The sequence below is a fragment of the Mesotoga sp. UBA6090 genome (assembly GCF_002435945.1).
In the GTDB taxonomy this organism is placed as follows: Bacteria; Thermotogota; Thermotogae; order Petrotogales; family Kosmotogaceae; genus Mesotoga.
The window spans coordinates 37895-64845 of record NZ_DIXC01000014.1; the positions used below are offsets into that span (position 1 = coordinate 37895).

At 45.2% G+C, this 26951-nt stretch carries 24 protein-coding genes; 18 read left to right on the top strand and 6 right to left on the bottom strand.

The window, feature by feature from the left end:
* The first annotated feature begins 6 nt into the window (after positions 1-6).
* The 10 genes from fabG to B3K42_RS02710 all read left to right on the top strand — a co-directional run bounded on the left by fabG (position 7) and on the right by B3K42_RS02710 (position 10116).
* Positions 7-753: a 3-oxoacyl-[acyl-carrier-protein] reductase gene (gene fabG / locus B3K42_RS02665; protein WP_110990557.1), complete on the top strand. Its 747-nt coding sequence runs from the start codon at positions 7-9 to the stop codon at positions 751-753.
* The gene (locus B3K42_RS02670) at positions 750-1928 is read left to right on the top strand and encodes a TetR/AcrR family transcriptional regulator (protein WP_110990556.1); all 1179 of its coding nucleotides are present in this window, start codon (positions 750-752) and stop codon (positions 1926-1928) included. Before fabG ends, B3K42_RS02670 begins: the two co-directional genes overlap by 4 nt.
* Positions 1925-3223, top strand: a complete 1299-nt coding sequence (locus B3K42_RS02675; RefSeq protein WP_110990555.1) for an acetyl-CoA hydrolase/transferase family protein — start codon at positions 1925-1927, stop codon at positions 3221-3223. Before B3K42_RS02670 ends, B3K42_RS02675 begins: the two co-directional genes overlap by 4 nt.
* Before the next feature lie 11 nt (positions 3224-3234).
* Entirely contained in the window at positions 3235-4434 is a 1200-nt protein-coding gene (locus B3K42_RS02680) for an acetyl-CoA C-acetyltransferase (RefSeq protein ID WP_110990554.1), read from the top strand.
* 97 nt (positions 4435-4531) lie between these two features.
* Positions 4532-5767, top strand: a complete 1236-nt coding sequence (locus B3K42_RS02685; protein ID WP_110990553.1) for an ABC transporter substrate-binding protein — start codon at positions 4532-4534, stop codon at positions 5765-5767.
* Positions 5768-5853: 86 nt separating this feature from the next.
* Positions 5854-6765 (top strand): branched-chain amino acid ABC transporter permease, encoded by a 912-nt coding sequence (locus B3K42_RS02690; RefSeq protein WP_258367276.1) that lies wholly within the window; start codon positions 5854-5856, stop codon positions 6763-6765.
* Positions 6762-7700: a branched-chain amino acid ABC transporter permease gene (locus tag B3K42_RS02695; protein ID WP_110990551.1), complete on the top strand. Its 939-nt coding sequence runs from the start codon at positions 6762-6764 to the stop codon at positions 7698-7700. Before B3K42_RS02690 ends, B3K42_RS02695 begins: the two co-directional genes overlap by 4 nt.
* Before the next feature lies 1 nt (position 7701).
* Positions 7702-8418, top strand: coding sequence for an ABC transporter ATP-binding protein (locus B3K42_RS02700; protein WP_110990550.1), 717 nt, complete (start codon positions 7702-7704; stop codon positions 8416-8418).
* The gene (locus B3K42_RS02705; RefSeq protein WP_110990549.1) at positions 8418-9122 is read left to right on the top strand and encodes an ABC transporter ATP-binding protein; all 705 of its coding nucleotides are present in this window, start codon (positions 8418-8420) and stop codon (positions 9120-9122) included. The genes B3K42_RS02700 and B3K42_RS02705 overlap by 1 nt, the downstream gene beginning before the upstream one ends.
* Positions 9123-9153: 31 nt before the next feature.
* A complete protein-coding gene (locus B3K42_RS02710) occupies positions 9154-10116 on the top strand; it encodes an alpha/beta fold hydrolase (protein WP_258367275.1) in 963 nt (320 codons plus the stop codon).
* Between the two features lie 156 nt (positions 10117-10272).
* On the opposite strand, the gene B3K42_RS02715 is transcribed toward B3K42_RS02710, so the two are convergent.
* The 3 genes from B3K42_RS02715 to B3K42_RS02725 form a co-directional block, all read right to left on the bottom strand.
* Complete coding sequence (locus tag B3K42_RS02715; RefSeq protein ID WP_258367283.1) at positions 10273-10410, bottom strand: helix-turn-helix domain-containing protein; 138 nt, start codon at positions 10408-10410, stop codon at positions 10273-10275.
* Positions 10353-10709, bottom strand: coding sequence for a hypothetical protein (locus tag B3K42_RS02720; RefSeq protein ID WP_258367274.1), 357 nt, complete (start codon positions 10707-10709; stop codon positions 10353-10355). Before B3K42_RS02720 ends, B3K42_RS02715 begins: the two co-directional genes overlap by 58 nt.
* A gap of 138 nt (positions 10710-10847) precedes the next feature.
* Positions 10848-11282: a hypothetical protein gene (locus B3K42_RS02725; protein WP_258367273.1), complete on the bottom strand. Its 435-nt coding sequence runs from the start codon at positions 11280-11282 to the stop codon at positions 10848-10850.
* A 498-nt stretch (positions 11283-11780) separates the two neighbouring features.
* Here B3K42_RS02725 and B3K42_RS02730 point away from each other — a divergent pair, with 498 nt between their 5' ends.
* The 5 genes from B3K42_RS02730 (at position 11781) to B3K42_RS02750 (ending at position 19151) form a co-directional block, all read left to right on the top strand.
* Entirely contained in the window at positions 11781-12956 is a 1176-nt protein-coding gene (locus B3K42_RS02730) for an ROK family transcriptional regulator (RefSeq protein WP_110990548.1), read from the top strand.
* A gap of 13 nt (positions 12957-12969) precedes the next feature.
* Positions 12970-14445, top strand: a complete 1476-nt coding sequence (gene xylB, locus B3K42_RS02735; protein ID WP_110990547.1) for a xylulokinase — start codon at positions 12970-12972, stop codon at positions 14443-14445.
* A gap of 13 nt (positions 14446-14458) precedes the next feature.
* Entirely contained in the window at positions 14459-15781 is a 1323-nt protein-coding gene (gene xylA, locus B3K42_RS02740; RefSeq protein ID WP_110990546.1) for a xylose isomerase, read from the top strand.
* A 1376-nt stretch (positions 15782-17157) separates the two neighbouring features.
* Positions 17158-17793, top strand: coding sequence for a YkgJ family cysteine cluster protein (locus B3K42_RS02745; RefSeq protein WP_258367272.1), 636 nt, complete (start codon positions 17158-17160; stop codon positions 17791-17793).
* A gap of 107 nt (positions 17794-17900) precedes the next feature.
* Positions 17901-19151: a hypothetical protein gene (locus B3K42_RS02750; protein ID WP_110990544.1), complete on the top strand. Its 1251-nt coding sequence runs from the start codon at positions 17901-17903 to the stop codon at positions 19149-19151.
* 85 nt (positions 19152-19236) lie between these two features.
* Here B3K42_RS02750 and B3K42_RS02755 read toward each other — a convergent pair whose 3' ends face one another.
* Positions 19237-19746: a winged helix-turn-helix domain-containing protein gene (locus B3K42_RS02755; RefSeq protein ID WP_110990543.1), complete on the bottom strand. Its 510-nt coding sequence runs from the start codon at positions 19744-19746 to the stop codon at positions 19237-19239.
* A 157-nt stretch (positions 19747-19903) separates the two neighbouring features.
* On the opposite strand from B3K42_RS02755, the gene B3K42_RS02760 reads away from it, so the two are divergent.
* Positions 19904-20683 (top strand): hypothetical protein, encoded by a 780-nt coding sequence (locus tag B3K42_RS02760; RefSeq protein ID WP_110990542.1) that lies wholly within the window; start codon positions 19904-19906, stop codon positions 20681-20683.
* An 83-nt stretch (positions 20684-20766) separates the two neighbouring features.
* A complete protein-coding gene (gene hcp / locus B3K42_RS02765) occupies positions 20767-22425 on the top strand; it encodes a hydroxylamine reductase (RefSeq protein WP_110990541.1) in 1659 nt (552 codons plus the stop codon).
* On the opposite strand, the gene B3K42_RS02770 is transcribed toward hcp, so the two are convergent.
* Together B3K42_RS02770 and B3K42_RS02775 are read right to left on the bottom strand one after the other, a co-directional pair.
* Complete coding sequence (locus B3K42_RS02770; protein ID WP_292596652.1) at positions 22415-23407, bottom strand: alpha/beta hydrolase; 993 nt, start codon at positions 23405-23407, stop codon at positions 22415-22417. The genes hcp and B3K42_RS02770 overlap by 11 nt on opposite strands.
* A gap of 37 nt (positions 23408-23444) precedes the next feature.
* Positions 23445-25559, bottom strand: a complete 2115-nt coding sequence (locus tag B3K42_RS02775; protein WP_292596654.1) for a hypothetical protein — start codon at positions 25557-25559, stop codon at positions 23445-23447.
* A 340-nt stretch (positions 25560-25899) separates the two neighbouring features.
* Between B3K42_RS02775 and B3K42_RS02780 the strand changes: the two genes are divergently transcribed.
* Positions 25900-26949 (top strand): acyltransferase family protein, encoded by a 1050-nt coding sequence (locus tag B3K42_RS02780; RefSeq protein WP_292596655.1) that lies wholly within the window; start codon positions 25900-25902, stop codon positions 26947-26949.
* The last annotated feature ends 2 nt before the right edge of the window (positions 26950-26951 follow it).

Consider the following 26951-nt stretch of genomic DNA (forward strand, 5'->3'; position numbering starts at 1 on the left):
GAAAAGGTGAGAATGGAAGGTAAAGTCGTCATCATAACTGGTGGCGCGAGTGGACTGGGTAAAGCGGCAGTCGAAAAGTTTGCCCGTGAAGGCGCGATTGTCTACGCCTGCGATATGGACGTCGAAGGATTGGATAATCTGAAGAAGGAATTTTCCGAGCTTCCGGGCAAGGTAATTCCAAAAAAACTAAACGTGACAGATAGGCCTGCTATAGCTGAACTTATAGGTGAAATCAAAAGCGAATTTGGCCGCATCGATGGGCTTATTAATAATGCTGGAGTGACTAGAGACGCCCTGATCCAGAGAATGTCCGAAGAAGATTGGGACATGGTTATCAACGTCAATTTGAAAGGTGTTTTCAACATGACGCAGGCGGTTGCTCCGGTCATGATAGATCAGGGTTATGGTTCGATTGTCAACACTTCATCGATTGTCGGCGTGTACGGAAATATTGGTCAGTCTAACTACTCCGCTTCAAAGGGAGGAGTTATTGCAATGACTAAGACGTGGGCTAAAGAGTTGACAAGAAAGGGTGCGAAGATCAGGGTAAACGCCGTGGCACCGGGTTTCATAAAGACGCCTATGACTGAGAAAATACCGGAGAAGATACTGACGGCGCTCGAAGAGAAGATTCCTCTTAAGAGAATGGGACTCCCTGAAGAGATTGCGAATGTCTACTTCTTCTTGATTTCCGATGAGTCGAGTTATTTGACCGGTCAGGTAATTGGCGTCGACGGGGGCCTCGTAATTTGAAGGTCTCTCGAAGCGAGAGAACAAGACTACAGATTAAAGAGGCGGCTGAAGAGCTGTTCAGTCGCCTTGGTTTCGAAATGACCTCTGTCGCCAATATATGCAGAACCTGCGGACTGTCAAATGGAGCATTCTATAGACATTACACCGGTAAGGAACAGGTATTCAAAGAGATTGTCCAGGATATCAAGAGCAGATTCGAGTCCGCCTCTACTTCGGTCATGGGACACACTATAGAAGAGAAGCTGTATAACCTTTACAGAACGGTCTTTGATATTCTTTGGGAATCTCGAAGGAAGTTCATTGCCTTTCATGAGGCCGAGTACAGGTTTCCGGATGTGGAAAGCTCCGTTGACAAAACCTACAAAGAAGCCTTTCTCTCAACTGTCCTGGACGATAGATCTCCCCTTTCAATGCCTGAACTGTGGTTTCTTATTGGAAGCTCGCGGTTTGCCGCTATTTACTGGATCATTTATAACGATACAAGGGTGCCCGATTCGACAGTCCAATCTCTCGTCGACTTTACCCTCAATGGTTTTGTGAAGTCTGAAGAGTTGGATGGGAGGTCTCTGGATTTTACTCTAGATAGAGTTAGAGTAAACGGTGAAGGAAAGGCTAAAGAAGTTATCCTTTTGGCTGCAGAGAAACTAATGGGAGAGAAGGGATATTTCGGCACGTCAATATATGACATCACTAGCAAGGCGGGCTACGGTCAGGGAACGTTCTATCTTCATTTTGAAAGTAAGGGGAAGCTACTTCAAGAGCTTGTCTATCAGGCGAACAGGAGTCTAAGAAGAACGATGAGAGACGCGGTCTCCGGTGTTGAAGGCAGGTTAAACAAAGAGATTAGATCCTTTAAGGCGTTTTTGCTCTTCATGGATGTTCACAAGGAGCTCTATAACATAGTACGTGAATCTGAGTTTGTACAACCCGAGACTGGCCGTTTCTACTATGAAAGGCTTCTTACATCGTATATTAGCGCTCTTGAAGAAGCAAGGTTGAAGGATGAGATTAAACCGATAGACTCTCGAGATCTGGGAGTCTTCCTCATGGGAATAGGACACTTCATGGGGCTTGATCTTCTTTTCAAATTGAAGAAAGACTACGAAAAATGGAACGAGTATTTGTTAGAACTGGCTTCTCTTATGGTGAAAGGTTATGGAGGTGCTTTTAGTTGAACTGGAATGATGAATACAGAAAGAAGAAGATATCGATTGAGGAAGGTTTGAGGAACATTAAGTCTGGAACAAAGATTGTGACAAGCATGGCAGCAATGGAAGCTCAGGGTCTTCTGAAGAACCTCCACAGGGTTGAGAACGTAGAGAATGTAGCCGTTGCGACTTGTTTGAATATTGGAGAGTATCCGTTCTTCGTCAATAAAGAATATGAAGGCAGATTTCTGAACGAGTCCTGGTTCCATTCGGTGGGCGCTAGGAAGGCAGTCAGCAGCGATCTTAGGACAGTGACATACATCCCGAACAATCTTCATACTGCTGGCGTTGAGCGAATTATGGCAAACAAACCCGATATATTCTGGGGTGTTGCCTCACCAATGGACAGAAATGGATACATGACCGTTTCATTGTCGACAGTTTATGAAAGAGATATGGTAGAGAACGCGAAGATGGTAATTCTGGAAGTAAATGAGAAAGCGCCGAAGACTCATGGAGACACTCACGTTCACATAAGTGAGGTCGATTATGTGATAGAAAACACTTTTGACATTCCTGAACTGCCGGACACTGAACCATCGGAGATTGAAATGAACATCGCGGGACATATTTCTTCGCTTGTTGTAGATGGAGCAACTTTGCAGATTGGAATCGGAGGGATTCCGAACGCCGTTGCAAGACTTATGGAAGATAAGCACGATCTCGGAATTCACACCGAAATGTTTACTGAGTCGATGATTCACCTGTTCGAAAGGGGAGCAATAACAAATAAGAAGAAGAGTCTCTGGCCGGGAAAGTTCATAGCGACTTTTGCACTCGGGACAAAGGAAATGTATTCTTTCATTGAAGACAACCCTGGTGTGCTTCTGCTTAGAGGCAACTATGTCAACGATCCGTACGTTGTCGCGCAGAATGACAACATGGTCTCTATAAATACGGCCATCTCTGTCGATCTCACAGGGCAGGTATGTTCCGAAGCAATTGGAGCTCGGCACTATAGCGGTACCGGAGGACAACTAGACACTCATAGAGGTGCCTCCATGGCTAAGAATGGAAAGGGAATCATCGCACTTAGATCGACTGCAAAGAAAGGAACCGTCTCAACAATCGTTCCGCTTCTTCCGCTTGGCTCGCCGGTTACCGTTCCAAGACAGGATACTGATTATGTTGTAACCGAGTTTGGGATTGCCAGGCTTAAAGGTCTCAACGTATTCCAGAGAGTAGAAGCCTTGCTGAATGTTTCTCATCCGGACTTCAGATCAGAGCTAAGAAAACAAGCTTGCGACATTGGATTAATATAGGAGGTTTCTTGATGAAAAAGGTCTTCATAGTTGGCGCAAAAAGGACTGCAATCGGCACTTTTGGAGGAACTCTGAAGGATGTACCGGCAGTGGATCTTGGAGTGACTGCTTCAAAAGCCGCGATAGAGCAGTCGAAGGTCGATCCCAAGAACATTGAAGAGACAATAATGGGCTGCATTCTAACTGCAAACCAGGGTATGGGACCCGGAAGGCAGGTATCTATTGGGGCAGGTGTTCCTATTGAGAGCCCGGCATACCTTGTTAACATGCTATGCGGTTCCGGGATGAAGTCAACAATGATCGGCGCTCAGGACATTCTTTTCGGTGAAGCTGATCTTGTCTTAACCGGCGGCATGGAAAACATGTCTATAAGTCCTTACATGCTTGACAGAGCCAGGTTCGGCTATAGGATGGGCAATGGTACGATTGTCGATCATATGATACGGGATGGGCTTACGGATGTCTTCAATGACTACCACATGGGAGTAACTGCCGAAAATCTAGCCGAGAAATACGGTATTAGCAGGCTTGAGCAGGACGAATTTGCACTTGAAAGCCAGAACAGAGCCAAGGAAGCGATCGCGGCAGGAAGGTTCAAAGATGAAATCGCCCCTGTTGTGATCAAGGGAAGAAAGGGAGACGTCGTTTTCGATACCGATGAGCACCCAAGAGAAACGAGCATGGAGATTCTGGAAAAGCTAAGGCCCGCTTTCAAGAAGGATGGATCCGTTACGGCCGGGAATTCTTCGGGAATAAACGATGGGGCAAGCGCGACAGTCCTGGCGAGTGAAGAGGCAGTGGAAAAATTCGGGCTGAAGCCAATAGCAGAAATAGTTGCTTACGCGCAGGCCGGAGTAGACCCCGCATTTATGGGATACGGTCCAGTGCCCGCCGTTGAGAAGGCTCTGAAAAAAGCGTCCTTGGATATCAAAGCCATCGATCTTATCGAGCTAAATGAAGCCTTTGCTTCTCAATCGCTATCAGTCTTGAAGGGCCTTATGGAGATCTACGGAGTTTCAAAAGAATGGCTTCTTGAAAGGACAAATGTCAATGGAGGAGCGATTGCGCTTGGACACCCAATTGGTGCATCAGGAAACAGAATAATCGTTACTCTTCTCCACTTAATGGAAAAGAGAAATCTAGAATTTGGTCTTGCTTCTCTGTGCATTGGCGGCGGGATGGGAACCGCAGTAGTAGTAAAGAGAGTCTAATCTCTTGCAGATCTTGAATACTGCTTTTCTGTAATGAAGTCTAGATGTACTAGTGCACCAGAAATCATTATGAACAACCTACGTAGGAGGTGGGAAAGTGAAAAGAGCATTGTTAGTATTATTGGTGGTAGCTGTAACTACCTTTGTTGCATTTGCCGCCACTCCAATCAAGATTGGTGCCGTCGTCCCCTTAGGAGACATCACGGGTGATCAATCTGCAAAAGCAATGAGACTTGCTGTTGAAGAGATCAACGCTGCAGGGGGATTACTTGGTAGACCTCTGGAGCTAATTGTAGTGGATAGCGAGCTGAAGCCCGAAAAGGGAGCCGCAGCAATTGAGAAACTTGCTACAGTAGATAAGGTTGATTTCTTCGTTGGAGGCATGGCATCTTCAGTCCATCTTGCGCAGATCCCAGTAATGAAAAGATATCAGAAAATCACTATCTGGAGCGGCGCGGCTTCATACCTCTGCGAGAATGCAGTTGGACCGGATGCCGACTGGTATTTCCATCTTCATCCATGGGACTACCAGCAGGGTGCAAGCTACGGCCTGGGTTGGACAGAATTAGCTGAGGCTTATCCCGACATCGTAATTGAAAAGGTCTTCCTTGCCTATGAAGAAGGCGGTTTTGGTTCTGCCTCCCATGAATCCTATCTTGTGCTTCAATCTCAGGCCGATCAGGGAGAAGGAACGTGGGCAGCCGTCATGAGTGACTATATGGGAGTCTCCTTCAAGAGTGCGGCGCTTGGTGGAGGAGACTACAGAGCAATGCTTCAGCAGGCTAAGGCCTTTGACCCGGACCTCTTTGTCTGGGCAGGTTACGATGCCGATGCTCTTCCGATGCTTCAGCAGGCAAAAGAAGTTGGATTTGCACCGAAGTTCTTCGTCGGAGCACCTCCAGGCTGGCCGGCACACTTCGGAGATTCTCCTCTAGCAGAAGGTGTAACACTTTACGGAATGTGGGCACCAACAATCAACAAGGTAAGCCCGACTGCAGAGCATTTCTGGAATGCTTACATCGAGAAGTACAACGAGGAACCGGCAACTTACTTTGCACCGCTTGGCTACACGAATATCTACTTCCTTGCTGAAGGAATCAAAGCAGCTGGTACGCTTGAGAAAGCTGCGCTCATAAAGGCTCTAGAGGAAGTGGAATATGCTTCCCCGATAGGTGAAGTCTTGAAGATGGCTCCCAGCAATGTAATAAAGCATCAGGGATTCACTGCCCAGAAAATCCTTCAGTGGCAGGGTGGAGAGCAGCAGGTAATTTGGCCGCTAGATCTTAAGACGGCCGAACCATTGTACCCATTTCCTTCCTGGGAAGGAAGATAAGCGAATCTAGGTCGGGCATTCGTGCCCGACCTTATTATTAAAAAGCTGTAGCTTGGATGGTGACTGACTTGGAGAGTATCTCGTTCTTGAAGAAGCACAGGAATGTCTTTCTCCTGATTGCAGTAATTGTCGTGGTGGCTATCTGGAATCCTCACGCTGCTATTTATGGACTCCAGAGGGGAAGCCTATATTCATTGGTTGGATTGCCGCTTTCACTAACCCTCGGAGTGGTAGGTATTATGAATCTTGCACATGGAGATTTTCTTTCATTAGGTATTTATTTTGTCTATCTCTTTTCGACAAACCTAGGAATGGATCCTTTACTGTCCATAATTCCTGTTTTCGTTCTGCTGTTTTTGCTTGGAGTAGTGATCTACAAACTGACTGTTAAGAGAGTTCTAAAGGCGGGTCATTTAAACCAGCTGCTACTCACTTTCGGAATATCTATGATATTACTGGAAGCAATGAATCTCATATGGACATCAAGACCAAGAAGCGTGTATGTTGAGTACTCTTCTTCGTCAACAACTATAGCGGGCGTTCGATTTGGCACATATGAGCTTTTGTACGTTCTGTTCGCTGTTGCAGTACTGATCGCTCTTCAGCTTTTCTTGAAGAAAACCAGGTTAGGGCAGGCTACCTTTGCGGTTGGTCAAAACCCGCGTGGCGCGAAAATTGTCGGAATTAATACGGGTTTCGTCTATCTCTTTGTATTCGGAATCTCCGTTGCAATCCTCGGAATTGCAGCCGGTGTCATGGTCCCAAGATTCGCGATTTTCCCGTCAGTTGGAGCGGCATTCACTATGAAGTCTTTTTGTCTTGTGGCAATGGCGGGACTTGGAAATCTTACCGGTATTCTTGTCAGTGGAATTATGCTCGGAGTTGGAGAAGCCATTGTGCAGTCAATTCCTGGTTACGCCGGTTGGTCAGATATTGTTTTCTTTGGGGTGTTAATAACTGTCATAATGATCAGATCACTAAGGAGGCAATCACTATGAAGATAACCAAGTCGCTAATCATCTTGCTAGTGTTGATAGCAGCGGCGCTTCTCCCAGTTCTTACAGAGGCGTACTTCATTAGTGTTGCGATCACGATTCTGACATTCATGACGTTGGCAATCAGTTGGGATATGATGCTGAGAACTGGTCAGCTGTCTTTTGGAACAGCCGGATTCTTCGGACTTGGTGGCTACACAGGAATTATCGCTGTTGCCGATTTTGGTGTTGACCCAGTAATGGGCATTGTTCTAGGTGGTCTGCTGGCTGGTGGGGTGTCCTTGCTTCTTGGTATGGCTATTTTGCGCTTGAGAGGTCTGTACTTTGCCATTACGACAATGGCTCTTGCAAGCGTCTTCATGGTCATAATAAGAAACCTGCACAAACTTACGGGCGGTCCCGGTGGAAAGATAGTATACACAACCCTCTTCAACTACGATTCAACAAAAGTGTACTGGTTAATGCTCGGCATAGCGGTAGGTACAATTGTAGTCTCTGAACTGTTTCAGAGATCAAGAATCCATTTTGCTATCGATGCTATACGAGCCGATGAAACGGTTGCAAAATCCCATGGAGTCAATATCTACAAGTACCTGATCTTTGTGTTTGTTGTGACTTCGATTATTCAGGGTGTAATAGGATCAACATACGCACTTCAGTATGGATTTGTGTATCCAGAAAGCAGCTTTTCAGCTCACTATCTTCTTCTTCCGATAGCAATGGCACTAGTAGGAGGAATCTATACGACGCTAGGTCCAGTACTTGGCGCAATTATTCTTGGTCTTTCCTCAGAGTATCTGAAGCTAATAATGCCCTACGGTCATTTAATAATTTATGGCGTGATAATTGTTGTTGTTGTACTTTTCATGCCTAACGGTGTGTATGGTGCTTTAAAAGATCTCTTTGGAATAAGAAAACGCCGTCTGGAGGAACGATAAGATGAGTATACTCAAAGTTGAAGGAGTAACAAAACGCTTCGGCGGACTTGTCGCAGTTAACAACGTCACGATGGAGATCCAGAAAGGCGAAATACTTGGTCTGATAGGACCCAACGGTGCAGGAAAGACAACTCTAACAAACCTGATATCTGGTGTTCACACCGTGAGCGAGGGTAGAATTGTGTTTGATGGAACTGATATTACACTTCTTCCAGCACACAAAAGATGCAATCTTGGCATTGCAAGAACCTTTCAGATCGCAAGACCACTGAAGAACCTCAGCGTAGTTGAAAATGTCATGATAGGTGGTCTCTTTGGAAAGGGAGAAAAGCTAAGAGAGAGTCGAAAGAGCGCGTTGAAACTTTGCGAAACAATCGGGTTGTCTAAGCCTGATGAAACCCTTGACAAAGTAACTGTGCTTGAAATAAAGAAAATTGAATTTGCAAGGGCCATGGCCACGAACCCGAAGATTCTGTTCCTTGATGAAGTGATGTCTGGATTGAACATGGATGAGACTAGAGAGATGATAGAGACAGTTAGGAAGATTAGGAATACTGGTGTGACAATCTGCATTATTGAGCACGTGATGAGCGTAATAAGGGAGATCACAGAGCGAGTTGTTGTCCTGGATAGAGGAGAAATCCTTGCAGAAGGTCCATACAGTGAAGTTTCGCAGCAACACAATGTTATCACAGCTTATCTGGGGGAGGATGCCTGATGCTTGAAGTCAAAAACCTATACGTTTCATACGGAAGAATTCAAGTTATTTCGGACTTTTCCTTCTCAGTCGGAAAGGAGGCAGTTGGCCTTTTTGGTCCCAACGGAGCGGGAAAGACAACTTTGATAAACTCCATAATCGGTCTTGTGAAACCGAAAGAAGGAGAAATCCTCTTTGAAGGCGAATCCCTTCTTCCCTATGAGACTCACACGATTGTGAGGAAGGGGATCTCGGTCGTTCCGCAAGACGGTGAGTTATTCCCAATCATGACGGTTCTTGAAAACCTGAAAATTGGAGCTGCCTATATCAAGGAGGCAAGAGACAGAGTCGACGAGAGGTTGGAGTTTGTCTTCAAAATATTCCCGATGCTCAAAGAACATGCTTATCAGTTGGCTGGAACGATGAGCGGAGGACAACAAAGAATGCTGGCTGTCGGCCGATCGCTAATGGCACTTCCAAGGCTGCTGATTCTTGACGAACCATCAGTGGGACTTCAGCCTTCTTTAGTTTCCGAGCTCTTCGAGAAGCTGTCCGTAATAAAGTCTGAAGGAGTATCTATGATCCTTTCGGAACAGAATGTTCGACAGGGTTTAAAGGTTATAGATAGGGGTTACGTTATTGAGAACGGCACCCTTGCAATTGAAAGCAACGCCGAAGACCTGATGCACAACGAACATGTCAAGCGCTCTTATCTCGGCTTGTGATACAAGGCGAGAAGTCCAGGAAAGAGTAGAGATGCAAGAAAAGCGGTTTGTGGTAATCATTATAGTTCTCTCGTTTTCGATTGGTGTTTTTCTGGCAGAACATGTTTTTGCAGACGGCGTTGAAGATAATGCTTCTTTCGTCATCATCGATGTTAATATCAAGGATGACGAAAGAGAAATTTCAATGCTAGATAGGAGGGAGTTAGAAATGAAGAGGACGGTTTCCGAGAATTATGCGAGGATATTGGACAAGAAGATCTTCTATCTAAAGACTGTAGGTTCTGAAGGAATTCCTGTTGTCTTTGTTCACGGGAATTTTGCTTCAAGTACTTGGTTCGAGCCCTCTCTAGAAATTCTACCTCAGAGATTCAAGGGCTATGCAATTGATCTACCTAGTTTCGGCAGATCCGACAGACTCGAAGAGATTAGCATTGATAACTATGCGAACTATGTGATTGATTTCATACTTGAAATGGAAGCAGATGGAGTTGTTCTCGTTGGACACTCTTTGGGAGGTGCAGTTGCTCAAAGCGTTGTCACAAAGAGACCCGATCTGATTGATAGGGTAGTCTTAGTAGACCCGGCCCCGCCAGACGGATTAATCACTCCGAAAGAAGTTTATCCTTACCTGGAGATGTACAAAGGAAACAGAGAGCTTCTCAAGAAGGCGCTCATGGGTGTGATGCCTACTCGTAAGGAAGATGATTTTCTTGAACGCCTTGTTGACGACGCTCTTCTGATGGACGAAAAATGTTTTGTAGAAAATGCCAGGGCGCTAGAAGAATATGATTTCAGTGACGAGCTGAAAAAGACAGAAGTGCCTCACTTGGTGATAGTTGGAAAGCTAGACCAGCTAATTTCTGAGGAGATGGCAAGGAGATTCGAAAAGCTCATCAAGAACATCGAAGTGAAGGTACTTCAGGAATATGGTCACAGCGTAATAGTAGAGAATACAGAGCTTTTCATGGAGATATTCAGTGATTTCATCGACTGATTACATCTAGAATCTGCGGGGCCATTGGGCCCCGTTTGTTTTACCGAAAAAGATCCCTTCTTCTATCCCTGTCTAGCTTTCTTCCTCCAGTAATTTGTCGAGTGATTCATTAACCAATCTTCTTATCTTTTCTGACTTGACTGTACACTTAACATTTTAACCATCGTAAACACTCTCCAGCAATCTTCCCTTCTTCAGCTTTTCCAAATGATTGCTAAGGTCCCCTGCAGAAATTTTCAGCTTCTCAGCAAGAGAAACCGGGCTGTTGGGTTCCCTGCTAAGTTCTTTAAGGATCGCAAGCCTTTCTCTATCTGCCAGACATCAAAAACATCGATGCACTCCAGTCGCTCATCCTTCTCTCTGAATGGAACTTCCATCCTGTCGTAACCAAGAATGAAGAGATACCTGTCCTTATTGATCATTAGGCTTGCCTGGTCGAGACGAAGAAAAGGAGAGACACTCAGTTCTAAAGTAGTGACCGTTTCGAGAACATCAAAAAGACTGACAAGATTGAGTCTCTCAAGATATGATGTCCCATCCTCTTGAACATGTCTCTCGAGCAATCTTAGATATTTCTGGTTAGATTTCCTCACATCATTCCTGATCTTACTGAAAACATTTTCCAGAAACCATTCAAACGGATATAAGAGATCCTCTTTTGTCTGAGATGGGTTTTCAAGCAGTTCAAGGAATGCTCGCCTTCTGAATAGATGAGAAGATAGTGCTCTCAGTTATGAAAAGGAGTATATCTCGTCCAGGGTGAGTTTCTCTATTAGCTCTTCAAACTGAGAATTCTCTCTTTCTTTTATGTCCGACCCAAATCCGGTTCTGAGAAAACGTCCGAGTATGCTCTTCTCGGAAGTTTGCTTTAGAGCTTCAATGAAGTCTTCCGGGCTTTGAAGATTACGTTCTTGGACCAGAGCAAAGGTGCCTACACCGAAATACGTTTCACAATCAAAAAAACGTTCAAAAAGTTCTTCAATGTCCGAGGGAAGTGATCTCTTTGTCTCCTTTACCCAATCAATAATCTCTGCATCGGGTTTGAATTGCTCTATGAAATCCTGGTCTTTGTACGCGCCCACTATCATTTCGTTGCAGTTGACCCTCATAATACTCAATAGAAAATCGTAGGACGGCCAAACTATGTACTTTATCTTCTCTAGCATGAATAAGACCTCCTCTATCGTTCTCACTCTACATTATAGTAAAGAAGTCACCACATAGTATTTGACTGAAGAGATAGTTTGTTTCATGTCATAGCGTTCACGGATCCCTCTCTGGTAGTCTGACACCCTTTAGCTGATCTTCCTGAGGAATGATTGTTGAGGTAGGAAGTGACCCAGGAATACGCACAGAAATGGAGGCATCCTCTATCACCTGGTTGGCGGCCATTTGGCAGGAGTCATACATAGCCGTTTTGTGTCTTCTTCCTTTTCCTCTGTTAGAATTGTCATACAAGAACGTTGAATTGTTCTCAGGCGGTCAAAAAAGAATTATCAGTGGATACCGACAGTGAAAACTCTTTCATTTTTTTGCAGCAATAAATAAATTAGGAAGAGACAAGTTAAGAGTGATATTCCTTAACAACCGCCTCTAAATGCTTCTGTAGAGATTTATTCTAATCTGGAATTGGTAGTAAGCTATATAAGAAAGGGGGATTTCGCTTGGTCGGCAAGAAGCTGGATTCAGAAAACATTGGAAGATCCAATAGAAAGCTGATTCTTCAGTTATTGAGGAAGAGCCCCGTGACGACTAGAAGAGATCTTGCCATCGCATCTGGTCTAAATCCCAGTACTGTGACAAAGATAATCAAAGACTTTCTTTCTATGGGCCTTTGCGAGGAGATCAAGGCCGAAGATACTGGCCGTATAGGGAGGAAAGCGATTGTTCTTCGACTAAACAGGAAGGCTTTCATGTCAGTGGTAATAGATATTGGAGTTGAAGAAACAATCGTCGGCAAAGGCTTCTTTGATGGTTCAGTATCTGTTGTCAACAAATTCAGTACCCCTCATGACTTCGATGAATTCATGAAAGTGCTTTCTGCAGAGACGCAGATGATTTCGAGAAATATCCCGAAGTACAGGTTTCTCGGCTATTCGGTTTCGGTTCCTGGAATTGTTGACGTTGAGAATTCAAGGATAGTTTACGTGCCACATCTCGGCTGGAAGGATCTTGTTCTAAGAGAAAGGCTTTCCAGACGGTATCCCGTCTTTCTTGACAATGAAGCGAACCTTTCACTGATTGCGGAGAAATGGAACAACCCTTCTCTGGTTTCTGCAGTGGATGTTGTGTTCGTGTATGTATCTGAGGGAATTGGCTGCGGAATAATGTTCGACGGACAGATATACAGAGGACGTGATTACTCCGCCGGTGAATTGGGACACATGACTGTGCAAATCGATGGAAAGAAATGTTATTGTGGGAATTTCGGTTGCTGGGAAACAGTAGCCTCCACTGAAGCGATCGTAGCCAGGGCAAATGAAATGGGATTTGCGCTTGGGGGGGATAGCAACAACGAGAAGTACTTGAGCATCCTGAGTTCATCTGAAACTATTCTTGAGCCTCTTTTGAGCCAGATTGAGAAGAGTCTCGCTGTTGGTATAATCAACATCGTGAATTCGCTTGATCCTGAGGTTGTTATTCTGGGCGGAGTCGCTTCGATGATTCCTGAAAGCTCGTTGCACAACCTGATTGATCTGGTGAATTCGAGGGTTCTCTATGCTACCGGTCAGAAAATCAGGATAATCAGAAGCGTCCTCCATGAAAAGGGAATGGCTAGTTCGAAAATGATAGGAGCCGCTCTGCACATAGTTGATAAGAAAACAGTTGATTTTGTCTAGAGGGAGTAATGTTATGACTACAGTGTTTGGAATAGACGTCGGAACGAATTCTGTAAAGGGAATCGCAGTTGACGAAAACGGAAATGTTATTGATTCTTCCATTTATCAAATTTCAATGGAGACCCCTAGACCTGGGTGGGCTCAACAGAATCCCGAGTTATGGTGGAATGCAGTTTCGGTTGTTTTGAAAGCTCTCGCCAGTAGGAATGGAGCCTATCCCTCTGCAATATCTGTTAGTGGACAGATGCATTCTCTCGTTGCGCTCGATGAAAAAGGTGATGTCGTTTATCCCGCGATCCTGTGGTGTGATCAGAGGACGGAGCGTCAGTGTTTGAGGATAACCGAGCGGTTTGGTGGAGAGAAGAAAGTCATCGAGAAGTTTGGGAACCCTGTACTGACTGGATTCACACTTCCAAAAATACTGTGGCTTGCCGATAACGAACCTTCGAGCTTCAGAAGAATTCGAACCTGGATGCTGCCGAAGGATTACATAGTTATGAGGCTGACGGGCGTGGTTGCGACTGATTTTTCGGATGCTTCGGGAACCTCTATGCTGGATCTCAACGGCTCATTTGACAGGCGAATTGAGGAGATCGCAGGTATCAGCTTCTCTGCGAATCCTGCTTTGATTGCATCAGGTGAGATCGCTGGAACTGTTACTCATTCTTCACTTCCTGAGTTGAGAGATGTACCGGTCGTAATTGGCGGGGCGGACAATGCTGCGTCGGCTTATGGTTGCGGGGTTGAACAACCGGGAGATGCAGTGGTAAGTGTAGGAACTTCGGGAACGGTTGTTGCTTTGACCAAACAACGGGTTCCAGATGCAGGAGGCGGAGTGCATCTTTTCAGACATGTAACAGGGAATGACTTCTATCATATGGCAGTGATTCTATCAGCCACAAATTCACTTAATTGGTTCAAAGAGAGATTTGGAGAAAGCCTCTCCTTTGAAGCTCTGGAAAACTTGGTCGCAAGAACGCCGGTAGGTTCCAGTGGAGTAATCTTCTTGCCATACCTTAACGGCGAAAGAACGCCGCACCGCGATCCGAACGCAAGAGGGACCCTCTTTGGTTTTTCCACTTTTCACAGCGTTGGAGACATCTTTAGGAGCATTTACGAAGGTGTGGGCTTTGCTCTTAGAGAGGGAGCAGAACTGATTGAGAGTCTTGGGTCGGATCTTAGCAACGTGAGGATTGTCGGCGGAGGTTCAAGGAGCGATACGTGGTGTCAGATCATCGCAGACAATCTTGGCAAGTCGATCTGGTTACCTGAAGTTGACGAGGGTCCGGCATATGGATCCGCACGACTAGCCGCAGGAGCTGTAGGGATCGATTCTTCATCATGGATCAGGATGAAAAAAGAGTACAGGCCTGACGAGAGTGCTAAGAGAATCTATGACAGTGTTTTCAGCATATACAAAAATCTATATGGAAGCATAAAAGACAACTATAGAGAGATAAGCGAGCTGCAGGAAAGAATAGTAGATTGAAAGGAGGAAATGAATGGGCATTTTCGACAAGATAGAGAAGATTCAGTACAAAGGGCCTGACAATCGCGACCCTATGGCTTTCAGCTTTTATAACCCCGACGAAGTCATTATGGGGAAGACAATGAGGGAGTATTTGAGGTTTGCTATTGCCTTCTGGCATACATTTCAGGGAGACGGACTGGATATGTTTGGCAAGCCTACTATGAAAAGAAGCTGGGATTCGGTACTGGATCCGATGACTCTCGCAAAGCTGAAGATCGATGCGGTATTTGAATTCTGTGAGAAGTTGAGTGTTGACTACTTCTGTTTTCACGACCGTGACATAGCACCTGAAGGAGAAACGCTGAGAGAAACCAACAGTAAGCTCGATCAGGTTGTTAGTCACATAGCCGATCACCTAAAGACAAGTGACGTCGGCATACTGTGGGGAACTGCGAACCTCTTCGCCAATCCGAGATTCATGCACGGGGCAGCTACTTCCTGCGATGCAGATGTCTACGCCTATGCTGCGGCCCAGGTGAAAAAGGCAATTGAAGTTACCAAGGAGTTGGGCGGAAAGAACTACGTATTCTGGGGTGGAAGGGAAGGCTACGAAACCTTACTGAATACGGATATGGGCTTCGAAATGAACAATTTAGCGAGGTTTTTCCATATGGCTGTGGACCACGCCAGGGAGATCGGTTTTACGGGTCAGTTTCTCATTGAACCCAAGCCCATGGAACCTATGAAGCATCAGTACGATTTTGATGTTGCAAATGCGTTGTCTTTCTTAAGAAAATACGGTCTCGAAGGGTATTTCAAGTTCAATGTCGAGGCTAATCATGCAACTCTTGCAGGGCATACGTTTCAGCATGAGCTGAGATTTGCCCGGATCAATGGGTTGCTTGGAAGTGTGGATGCCAATCAGGGAGATCTGCTGTTGGGATGGGATACGGATCAATTCCCAACCGATGTTTACTCAACAACTCTTGGAATGTACGAGATAATCAAAAATGGAGGGCTAAATCCCGGTGGCCTGAACTTCGATGCCAAGGTGAGAAGGGGTTCCTACAGGGAGCGAGACCTTTTTGTGGCTCACATTGCCGGTATGGATACATTTGCCCTGGGGCTGAAAGCTGCTGCCAGACTAATAGATGAAGGGACTCTGGAAAGGCTTCTCAAGGAAAGGTACGGAAGCTTTGAGTCTGGAATTGGGAAGGACATCTTAGAAGGTAGAGCGAGTTTTCGATCGCTTGAAGAGTACATTATCGACAAGAAAAACCCTCTTCTAGAACCATCAAATCAGGAATACCTCGAGAGGCTTTTGAACTGGGCAATAATAGCTGCAGGTAAATAAGAGGCCCGGGCTTCATATGACTTAGAACGAGCAGCCAAACCGGCTGCTCTCTTTTCATGAGAGAGACAATGCGGGTAAAAAATGAAAGACTTCTCATTGGTCCAAAATAGCGGTGATGTGAAGTTTTTTGCAGGGACGAGAGCGATAGAGTCTCCAGATGCAAATTGGGAGGTGTTCTGCTCAACACATAGTTGTTCACTGTACTTGAGAAGTTGTGTGCAGAATAGGAAATCTAGACGATCTATGCAGGAAACTCAACATTTATCTTGGCTTCTACAATAACCTGAGACCTCATGGATCTCTGAATTACAGTTCACCGACAGATTTTTCCCAAATCCAGAGCAATTACGAGGAACTGTTAGTTAAACTCTCTAGTGTCCATATATTATTCTCCAATAACCAAGGGTCAGACCGGACACAAGAAAGAACGCCTTTCATAGAAGATACTCTCCACCGTTCAAGTGGAGATCAAAGTGTCTCCCTTTGTTGACTGTCTGGCAACATGTACCCGTTCATCGAAAGAGCAGTTGCAAGCTCTAGAGCAAAAAGACTAAGATTCCGTTATGCTGAACATGAGGTCCGTTCTTGACGTGCACACACCCCGTCGATGATGGAACCGTCGATACCCCTCTCGAGAGGGGATTTAGGAGCTCTTTAAGACCTTTGAAGATCCGAGATCCTTACTTGTCCTCTTTGCTTTCCCCTTCTCTCTACTCTCTGAACAAATGGTCTGACCAAGAACGAAGAAAAGATCTTCGCTCTGGAAAGAATAACGGGTTCTCCTCGGCGAACGGAGAACCAATTTCTGTTGTTCTTCCGACCTCCGACCCCGTACCCCCAACCCCGGTTCTTGTTCTTCCCTCTTACAACTCACAACTTGTAACTTGCAACTGATCTTTTGCTCTTTCCTACCCCCTACCGCATCTGCAACCACCTTTCAAATAACCCAGATCCTGAGTCAAGCGCAGGATGACCCTGAACAAGAGCCCCAAACAGAAGCACAAAACATAAGCCCCAAACGTAAGCATTTTGGGTCAGGCTCCACGGAATAACTGCAGAGTAAATCGTTTTTTCACCACACCCGAGACCCTACACTCGATACTCTGCTCTCTCCGTCTGAACTCTATTCGACATCCCGTTCCTTCCTCTTAGGTGCCTCACGTTCCGGTCCTTGCCCTTATCGGTGAAAGGAAAACCATAAACGGTCAATCGGTTTTCCTATTATCTTTCCTAGTCGTAACCCCTATCGGCTTCCACCAAGACGTTTGTCACCTTCTTCCACTTTATCGGGGTTATTGTGCAGAGAATTTACATTCGATGAATTGAATTGTCTTTTGAGAAGTGAGAAGATCTAGCCAGTGTGGTTGAGGGAGGTAATGCTTTTGATTAGCGGTTTACCGTTCGGCGATCTCTACAATAAAGCCAACGAAATTCAAGAAATTCTGGATTCAGTTGAGAAGATACTTAGAAATGTCCAGCTTGAGACAGGCCTTAGATGCCCGCCTTCTTGCAGGGAGTGTTGCAAGACTTCGGGCGATGCGATTCAGGTGACTGTTACCGAATTTCTTCCTCTTTCTTTGAGACTCTGGAATGAAGGAAAGGCCGCTCAGCTACTTGAGCGACTTGATTCAGTCTATGACAATGATCAGTGTATTCTCTTCGAAAGTTCCTCAGCTGTGAGTGAAGAGGGAGGATGCACAGAATACGCCAGCAGGCCACTCCTCTGCAGGCTATTTGGTTTTTCAGGAATTATCAATAGATCGGGACAGGTAATCCCCGTTGTATGCAGGTACATGAAAATTCACTGTCCGTTATCAGTAGAGAATTTACTTGGGAAGCTTTCGAACGGTTTGAAAATTCCGGTTTTCGCCGACTATTCGAGCCAGATTAGAGGAGTTGATCCATATATGGGAGCAAACACATTCCCGGTCAATTTGGCGCTGAGAAGAGCACTTGAGTATGTGGGGCTGAGGTTTGACTATACCGGAAGAGGTTACGACAGAACTGCCTGAGTTTTCAGTTAGTCACTCGACAGAAGTATCAATAATGAAATTCTGGTGGTAGAATTCTCTTAAAGAAGTCTCGAGATCTGAGACCGTGATAACTTGGAGGTGTAGATATGAAAAGATTACTTCTTATGCTACTAGTAGTTCTTTGTGCTGCGAGCCTTATGGCGCAGCTTGGACTCAGGACCCTCACTCCAGAACCTACTGAAACAGCAGATGCCACCGAAGCCGAAGTTGATGCTCCTGATTCAGAAGGATTGGCTACTCTAACTCTACGAACAGTTGATTCTCTCCTAGTAAGTTTCAGAGAGGGTTGGAAAGCTCCCGATGACAGCACCTGGAAGATCGAAGTGATAGGTTCTTCAGAGATAATGATACCTGAGGATTTCTCGATCTTTCAAGAGAAAACCGGTTTGAACTACGACGTTCAGATCTTTGACAAAGACGGAGTGCTGTTTGGTAGACTTTTCTTTTACGAGCTTGAATCTTACGCGCGCGATGAGCTACTTCAGGCAGTGGTGACTTCCTTGTACGGTGAAAACGCTTCTACCGAAAAGAGATACGAGGAGATTGCAGAGCTTGACAACGGGCTAGTAGTGTATCTAGCATCTCTCAAGGTGAATCCGGTAGTAGATTACCCATTTGTTATTGTGTATTATCCGGACGAAGAGGTTGATATTACTGAGGCGGGTCCTGTCGCAATGTTCGTTTTCGAACCTACAAGTTATTCAGACGGCGAACTTGAAAGAGCCAAGGAGATCATTGCTGGAATTGTGGGAAGCCATATTTCAATTGAAGAGGAGCCAGAAGAAGATGAGGTCGTTGATTTCCTTACTCCTGAAGAAGGTCAGCATACCGACCCATTTATCGTGATGGTCGATTCTCTTCTCAGTGAGGAGGAAGTGGAGATCTTCGTCGACGACTGGATAGAAGTTGAAGGTGATTACTTTGGGTTCATGATGCCACCAGAATTCTCTGTGCAGTTCTACCTTTCCGACTACTTCGAGGTGGCTGATCTTGGTCTGGAAGGGACGATCGTAGGAAAGCTGTTTGTGGGTGAGGCGACTGATATACTGAGCACTGACGATGTACTTGACGGATATGTTTACCAATATCTGGGTGGTTTTGGCGATTATGAGATAATCGACAGTTATTCGGGTTACGTTGATAGGGAATCTACCATAAGTATCTTTGCTCTAGACTTTTCAGGGCAGCTTTGCTGGCTTGCTCTCTTCTCTGAATCCACTGATGCCGAGGTATTTGGTCCCGGAGAATACTTTGCACTCGTAGCTCTGGCCGATTCAGAGGACGCCTTTACCTGGGCAGAGTGGTACACGGGAATCCTTGCAACTCTCGACTTCTAGTTTTCGAATATTCTAGGATAGATGTTTCTCGGGGAGACGCTAACGCAAAAGAAGCGTCTCCTTGCTTCTGAAAGGAAATTTCGCTTCATTTACCTGAATGGTCCTTGGTTACCCCTTCTTCTGTATCAAATAGCCACCGAAGAAACTGAACAAGACCACTTCCCGCTGACTTAACTGCAGTCTTCAGTGCGTCAGCGGCTGTTTTGACATCTTCTTTGTACACATCAATAGCTGAAGAGTTCTCTGTATTGCTTTCGAAGGACTCCAGTCTTTCCTTGAGTTCCGCGACCGTCGCTTTTTCCTCGCCAAGCTCTCTTTCTAGCCTCTGGTTCTCTTCTTGAAGGCTGGCTATCTTGTCTCGAAGTTCAGTAAGTTCTTCAGTAACGGAAGTATGCGTATCCTTGAGGACAACTGCTCTATGGGCAGCCTCAACAACTGTGAAGCCTTTGGAAGTATAGTCCGGCATTTTCTTCACAATCTGGATTACATCTTCGTTGACCTCATCGATAAGCCCTTCTTCAATCAAGACTTTCACATAATTTCTTACTGTTTCATACTTGATTCCACTTGCCTCAGAGAGTTCTTTGAAATTCATTGCAATCCCTCCAGCAAAAGCTTTTTCATTAACATATTCAGTATATCAGAAGAAAGAACGGCGGAACTGATCTAGATAGACCTCTGAGTATCATAGATGTCCGATTGCCATGCTTTTGATATCATTGATAAAGTCGATAAGAAAGCGAGGAGATAGAATGAGGAAAATGATAGTGATAGTCGTTCTATTAGTGGTCTCATTAAGCACACTGGCAGCAGTCTTTATGGAAGAAGAACTTACCGTTCAGCAGTTTGGCTTCTCCGGAAAGGTCCATACTGCCAAAATCGAGATTGTGAAATTGGGAGCCGAACTCATGGTTTCTGATCCAGAGATAATCATTTTCAATCAGGCCGGTTTTGTGATCTCCAGGGAAACCGAAGGAGGAAAAACAAAGTATACATACGATGATCCGGGAAGGTTAGTCAAAAAGGAATTCATGGATGAAGAAGGGTCTGTTTTCCAGAGAGTAGATATCTACTATAATGGAGATTTCTACGATGCCGTTGCCTTTGACGAATTAGGTATTGAACTGGAAAGAACTCGCTACTGGTATGATACCGATGAAAGAACCCTTGCTTTTTCAGTTTTGACGGAGACCGGAGTTTCAACCAACACTCTCTTCTTTGATGAGAATGGGAAAAAGCTTGAAAGCTATTCAATAGTCAGGGAGAATATTCCTGAACTCGAAACAGATGTTTACATTGTTTTGGAAAGCAAGTTTTCCTATGATTCATATGGCTCGCTTAATGGCGAGAGGATGATCGTCAGAATCAGAAAAGAAGGTAAAGAGCAAGCGACGGAATATCGTAAGAGGGTAGATATTCTCTCTAGAGATGATAGAGGCAATCCAGTTCGGGAATTTCATAGAACAGAGTTTCTCGACGGTTCAAATCCTCCCGAAGAATTCATCTACTCAAGAGAGTTCACCTATTATTGATTTATCACTCGGCGTAACAATTGTTACCGATAACGTGACGACCGTGACTGTAATATATTCATGTCGATAAAGGAGGGATTTGCTTGTTCTGTTTTCAGTGTTCCGAAACGATGAAGGGAACTGGTTGCACTGTCAAAGGTGTATGTGGAAAAGAGCCAGAGGTAGCGAATCTTCAGGATTTGCTAATATGGATTCTGAAGGGCATCTCATATTGGGGAGTCAGAGCTCGGGAAATCGGAGTAACTGACGTAGAGACCGGCCTTTATGTTGCCGAGGGTTTGTTTACAACGATCACTAATGTCGATTTTGATTCCGAGAGCCTTGGCAAAAAGATAGACAGGGCTTTGGAAGTAAGAGAGAGAATCGAACGACTTTTCAAAGAGGGCTTCAGAAGGAAACACGGAAAGGATTTCAATGACCTGGTTCCCGAAGCCTGCACCTGGAAGCTCTCCGGTGGGCTGAACGTTTACGAAATGAAGGGTGCGGAAGTTGGCGTACTGGATACTTCAGACGAAGATGTTCGGTCGCTGAGGGAGCTTCTAACATATGGACTCAAGGGAATTGCCGCATATACCGATCACGCGTATATTCTAAAGCATTCGGACAACTCAATACTAGACTTCCTTCAGGAAGCGCTTGCAGCCACCCTGGATGACTCACGAACGGCTGATGACTATGTTTCTCTAGTTCTCAAAGCGGGCGAATATGCAGTAAAGTCAATGGCTCTGTTGGATGAGGCAAATACCAGCAGTTACGGAAATCCAGAGATTACTTCCGTTTTTACGGGCACAGTTGAAGGACCGGGAATCCTCGTTAGCGGACATGATCTTCTTGATCTCGAAGAACTCTTGAAACAGACTGAAGGAAAGGGAATTAACATCTATACTCACGGTGAAATGCTTCCTGCCAACGCTTATCCTGGACTGAAGAAGTACTCTCATCTGAAAGGCAATTTTGGTACCTCCTGGTATAACCAGCAAAAGGAATTCGAAGAATTCCAGGGTCCAATTCTTATGACCACGAACTGTATTCAGAAGCCCAGGGACTCTTATAAGGAAAGAATATTCACAACGGGTCTTGTTGCTTGGCCGGGCGTTTCACACATTCCGAACAGGGTAGATGGAAAGCAGAAGGATTTCTCGCCGATTATCCAAAAGGCTCTTGAGGTAGGGGATATAGGAGCAAGACCAGGTAAGAGCATCATTGTCGGTCTCGCTCACGACCAGCTATCGAAAGTCTCGGATAAGATAATTGATGCAGTTAAAGCCGGTGCCATAAAGAAGTTTGTGGTGATGGGCGGTTGCGACGGACACGCCAAGGAGAGACAGTACTACACAGACCTGGCCGAGAAGCTTCCGAGAGAGATGGTAATACTAACCGCAGGTTGCGCAAAGTACAGGTATAACATGCTAGACCTTGGCGATATTGGAGGCATCCCGAGAGTCGTAGACGCAGGCCAGTGCAACGATTCATATTCGCTGGTTCTTACCGCTCTGAAACTCAAGGAGGCTTTTGGCCTTGAAGATATCAATGATCTGCCGATCGAGTATGATATTGCCTGGTATGAGCAAAAGGCTGTAGCGGTACTTCTCGCACTCCTATACATGGGTGTAAAAGGTATTCGCCTGGGGCCGGTGTTGCCAGCTTTCGTATCGCCTAATGTTTTGAAGGTACTTGTTGATAATTTCGATATAAAGCCGATCAAGACCGTTGATGAGGATCTTTCCGCAATTATAGGTTAGACAAAGCGCTTTTGAAGAAATGAACTACCTTCTCAGCAACTTCCATCATTGAAGGTCTCATTTCTCCTCCGTCGGGCACCAATCCGTGCCCGGCGTTTTCTACGATGATCAACTCCGCACTACATCCTTTGTCTAAGAGCTTTTCGAATAATCGGACTGATTGATAGGGAGGTACAACAGCATCTTTATCTCCCTGAACTATAAGAAAGGAAGGGGAATCACTTCTGACATATGAGATAGGACTAGCCTTCTTGAGGACATCTTCTTCGCTGCCAAAAATCAAATCGGCTAGCTCTTTCTCAATCCCTGTGAATAGTGCTTCTAGGTCGGTCGGGCCATATAGATCCGCAACACAGATCAGTTCTTCACTCTGATCAGAGAATTCATCACTTGAAAACAACCCTTTGTCAGCAGTTAGGGCAGCAAGAGATACTAGGTGTGCCCCCGCACTGGTGCCAAAGGCTCCAATTCTGCCTGGATCGATCATTAATTCAGAGGAGTGCTTTCTGACAAAGCGGACAGCCGTCTTGACATCTATCACCTGGGAAGGGAACTTCCACTTCGGTGCAAGCCTGTAATCTATAGAAAAGACAATGAAGCCCGCTCTGATGAGTTCGCTTACAATAACCACTCCGGGACCGCTTCTCTTATCGCCTGTAATCCAAGCGCCACCGTGAACATAGAGTATGCCGGGTCTAGGGGTATCTATATCGTTGGGAGTGAAAATATCCATTGTAAGAGTCTCTCCGCCAGCTCGGGAGTAGATGACATCTTCTTCGAATCTATAGTCAATTGCCGGTCTTCCATAGGAATCAACATCGAGATTCTTAAGATCGAAGCTTTCGCTGCTTCTCGAAGCCAGAAACAACTGTTCCACTAAATCGGCGAATGCCCTGATCTCCGAAAACGGTGAGCCAGCCAGACCAACAGAGCAGACCAGACAGAAAACCACAATTATCTGCGTCTTTCTAGTCGGACTCATCTTTCTGCGAACGTCTCCTTGCAACAATTTGTCAAATCTAAGGAAGTATGTTTATTATTCCGAGAACAACTGCTGCCAGAGATGAAATCACTGCGACCGTCAACCAGATGTTGTTCGTCCTTCTCAGTGAAGCAATCTCTTGTGCCGATTCTTCTCTGGATTTATTCACAAGCTCTTCGGCGATAGCGTTAATTTCTTCTCTGGAAACAACTCTTGACCCGAAGTCCTCGGAAAGTTTACTGAGATCTTCTCTGACTTTCGCAAGTTCTTGCTCAGTTACGGACAGATCATCCTGAAGTCTTTTGATTGTCTTCATATTGCTGTCAATTGCAGCAACTGATCCGTCAAAGTTTCCCTTAATACTATCAAGGTCTATTGAAACTGCTTCAAGAGAGTCTTGCAGAAGCCCGAATGAGAGATCCAGCTCAGTCAAAGAGCTTCTAAGTTCAGTGAGATCACTCTGAAGAATAGTTATCTCTTCCATGAACTCACCACGCGTATCTTCAAAGGTTTCGATAGATACTCCTTCAGGAGGAATCGATTCTCTCAAAGTTATCAGATCTGCGTTAAATCTCACAAAACCTCTTGAAAGACTGTCGGCAATTTCGCGCAATTCGAGTATCTCAGTCTCGATTTCATCCATGTTAATTGCTCCCGTTCCAAAGACGCCGACTTCAAGGTCCTCAACCTTTTTCACAAGGTCTGAAATGGTATTTTCGGCTGAGGAAAAGGTATTCCGAAGAGTGTCTATTCTGTCGGACAGATTTCTTGTCGTTGATTCGGAGGCGGACAATCTTGCTCTGATCTCTTCGACATCAGACAGCGAACTCTCGGCTGCCAGTACTCTCGCTTCAACATCCGATAGTATTCCAGACATCGAACTTATTTTCTCCATCTGAGAAAGTGCTGTCTCTGATACGTAGACCGAAAGCCCTTTCAGCTCTGAAGACACTCCTTCCAATAGCTCACTGTTGATCGTGACGTTCTCAATATTGCTCTGAACAGATTCTTCGACAATTACCAAACGCTCAATCAAAGAGTCGATTTTCTCGCTCAAGTCATTTCTGACTGAGACTACCTCATCCGATTGGGTACCAATGGATTTTCCGAGTTCTTCAAGTCTGTTTTCAGCCTCAGACAGGCCTTCACTTATTTCATCAATCTTCACCATGATTGACGAAATCTCGTCTGAATCAGCTTGTTCACTTGCAGACTCCTCGAGCTGTGCCACTCGATTCTGAAGATCTTGTATTGATACTTGAAGCAGGCTCTGAGAAGCTGCCAGTGTCTCAATTCTTGAGATCTCGTCGCTCCAGTTTGCAAGAGATGAGTAAAGACGGTCCAGAGAATCGCTAAGCTCTTCAAACTCTATCCTTCGGACAGGATTGTCTACTACTGTCTCTTCGAGTGCAGCAATTCTGTTCTCTATTGTCAACACGAACTCTTCAACATCAAAAGCGCCTCGATCTACCATTGCCTTGTATTCAGCCAGTGCAACTTGAGTATCAAGGAATAGAGTGTTTAGCCTTCTAAATTGTAGATTCAATCCTTCAACATTGTCCTGTAAGAAGTCCAGTCTATCATTCAAGTCGGCTATACCGACAACCAGAGTATCATAATCATCCGTGGCTTGCGAATCTGATGCCGAGATTGTTTCGTCGAGAGTCACCGGCGCCATCTCGACAAGTCTGCCGGGTTCAGTAGTTCTCACTCTCCATGGAAGTAGAATCTGTTGTACTCTAACGTCCATGAAATAGTCCTCTAATGGGGTTTCCGAGGTTAGGACAAGAACACCGCCGGAAGGAAGAGAGAAAGGCAGTTCCAAAGACGTGGACAAATCTTCGACTTTGTAGATTTTATGAGCGATTCTTTCGTTGCTCTTGGCATCGATGATTACAACGTTATTCACTTCAATGTCCATGACTCTTGTAGATCGGACTATGAGTATGCCCAGCAGATTCTGGTTCTGCATCATTTTTATTTCTGAATCAGTAGCGGCATACGTCGGCACAAAACGCGCATCAAAGCCAGCTCCCGAGAAAGATACGAAAGCCTCACTCCTTGATAAAAGTGTGTTCAACAGCTCATCGTACTCTTGGGCAAACGCCAAGAATGATACAAGTACAATGATAATCAGAAGAACTTTCTTCATAAGCATACCTCCTGCGAGACGGGCGTTCGGCCAGAAAGATTCCTTAGTGTACCCACTGTCCCAAATAGTGCTTCTTCTTGAAAATTCTGACCTTCCTCTACTGATAAGTATAACAACGGGAGCGCCATAATTCAGCATAGAATCTGCGTGAATTCCTACACCTCTGCGAAATCCCGGGTCTCTCTTGGTTGTTTGATCGCCCCATCGTTATGGCGGGTCCTTCCCAGGATGTGAATATGTTTGGTTTTCGGCCTGCAGTCATAAATAGCTCGTTTGTCAATTCAGCGGACCGCTCTTGACTGTGATATACTGTCAGTGAATTTCCTCACGGGGTGTTGCATTGGCAAAACAACCAGACGGACTAAACTTCATTGATGAACGGATTGTTTGGATAGATGTAGCCAGAGGCCTGTTAATGGCACTAGTGGTAATGTATCACACTCTTCCTCCGCAAATCGTTGCTAATCTCATAAATCCGGCGGCATGCACGTTTTTCTTTCTTTCAGGGTTGATATCGAAAGAAGGAGACTTCAAAACGAACCTCTTGAAAAGATTTAAACAGCTAATCGTTCCTTATTACACAATGGCGTCGGTAAATATTTTGATCTGGCTAGCCGTAAAAATGATCGTGACAAGAGAAGAGCTCAATTTCGTGCTAACTGATGTAGTCCTAAACGTTTTGACCGTTAGGACTGCCGTTGGAATGATTCCCGTGAACATTATTCCTTTGTGGTTCGTTCCGGCCGTCTTTGTTATGGAGATTTACTACGCAGTTCTCAGAAAACTCCGGATCCTTCCAGTAGGAATAGTGTTGGGCTTTGTGTCGATGTTTTTTCTCTCTGGATCATTTCCCTTCAAACTCGATGTTGCTTTAGCTGCCCTGCCGTATTTTGCGATGGGTAAGTTTGTGAAATCTTTCGGGATATTGACACGAAGAGTTCCCGTTATGATGACAATCGTTTCGTCTGCGTTATATGCGATCGCTGCGGCGTTTTGTGGTGAAGTGTATTTGATGGAAGACTATTTCGGTTCATCGCCTTCTCTGTATATATTTGCTGCCGTATTTGGAATAATCGCAATCTCCGGTATGGCTCAACTCCTGGAGAGAATCGAGCCTCTAAAGCGGATCTTTTCTCTTTTTGGAAGGCGAACACTGTTTGTGCTGGGGTATCACATAGCTGCAGGCTTCCTTGTCTATCCAATTTTCGATTTTGTTGGAGATCCAATTGAAATCATGGAAAGATTCTGGTATGTATACTGGTTGATCAACATGGCTGTTGTCTACCTTTTGATCAGGTTCCTCCCGGAACCCGCACTAACGATCTTGTCGGGAAGTTTTCTGGCAAAGCGGAAAGAAAATTCTCCGAAGCACGCTCGGGGGAAGTCTTGAAA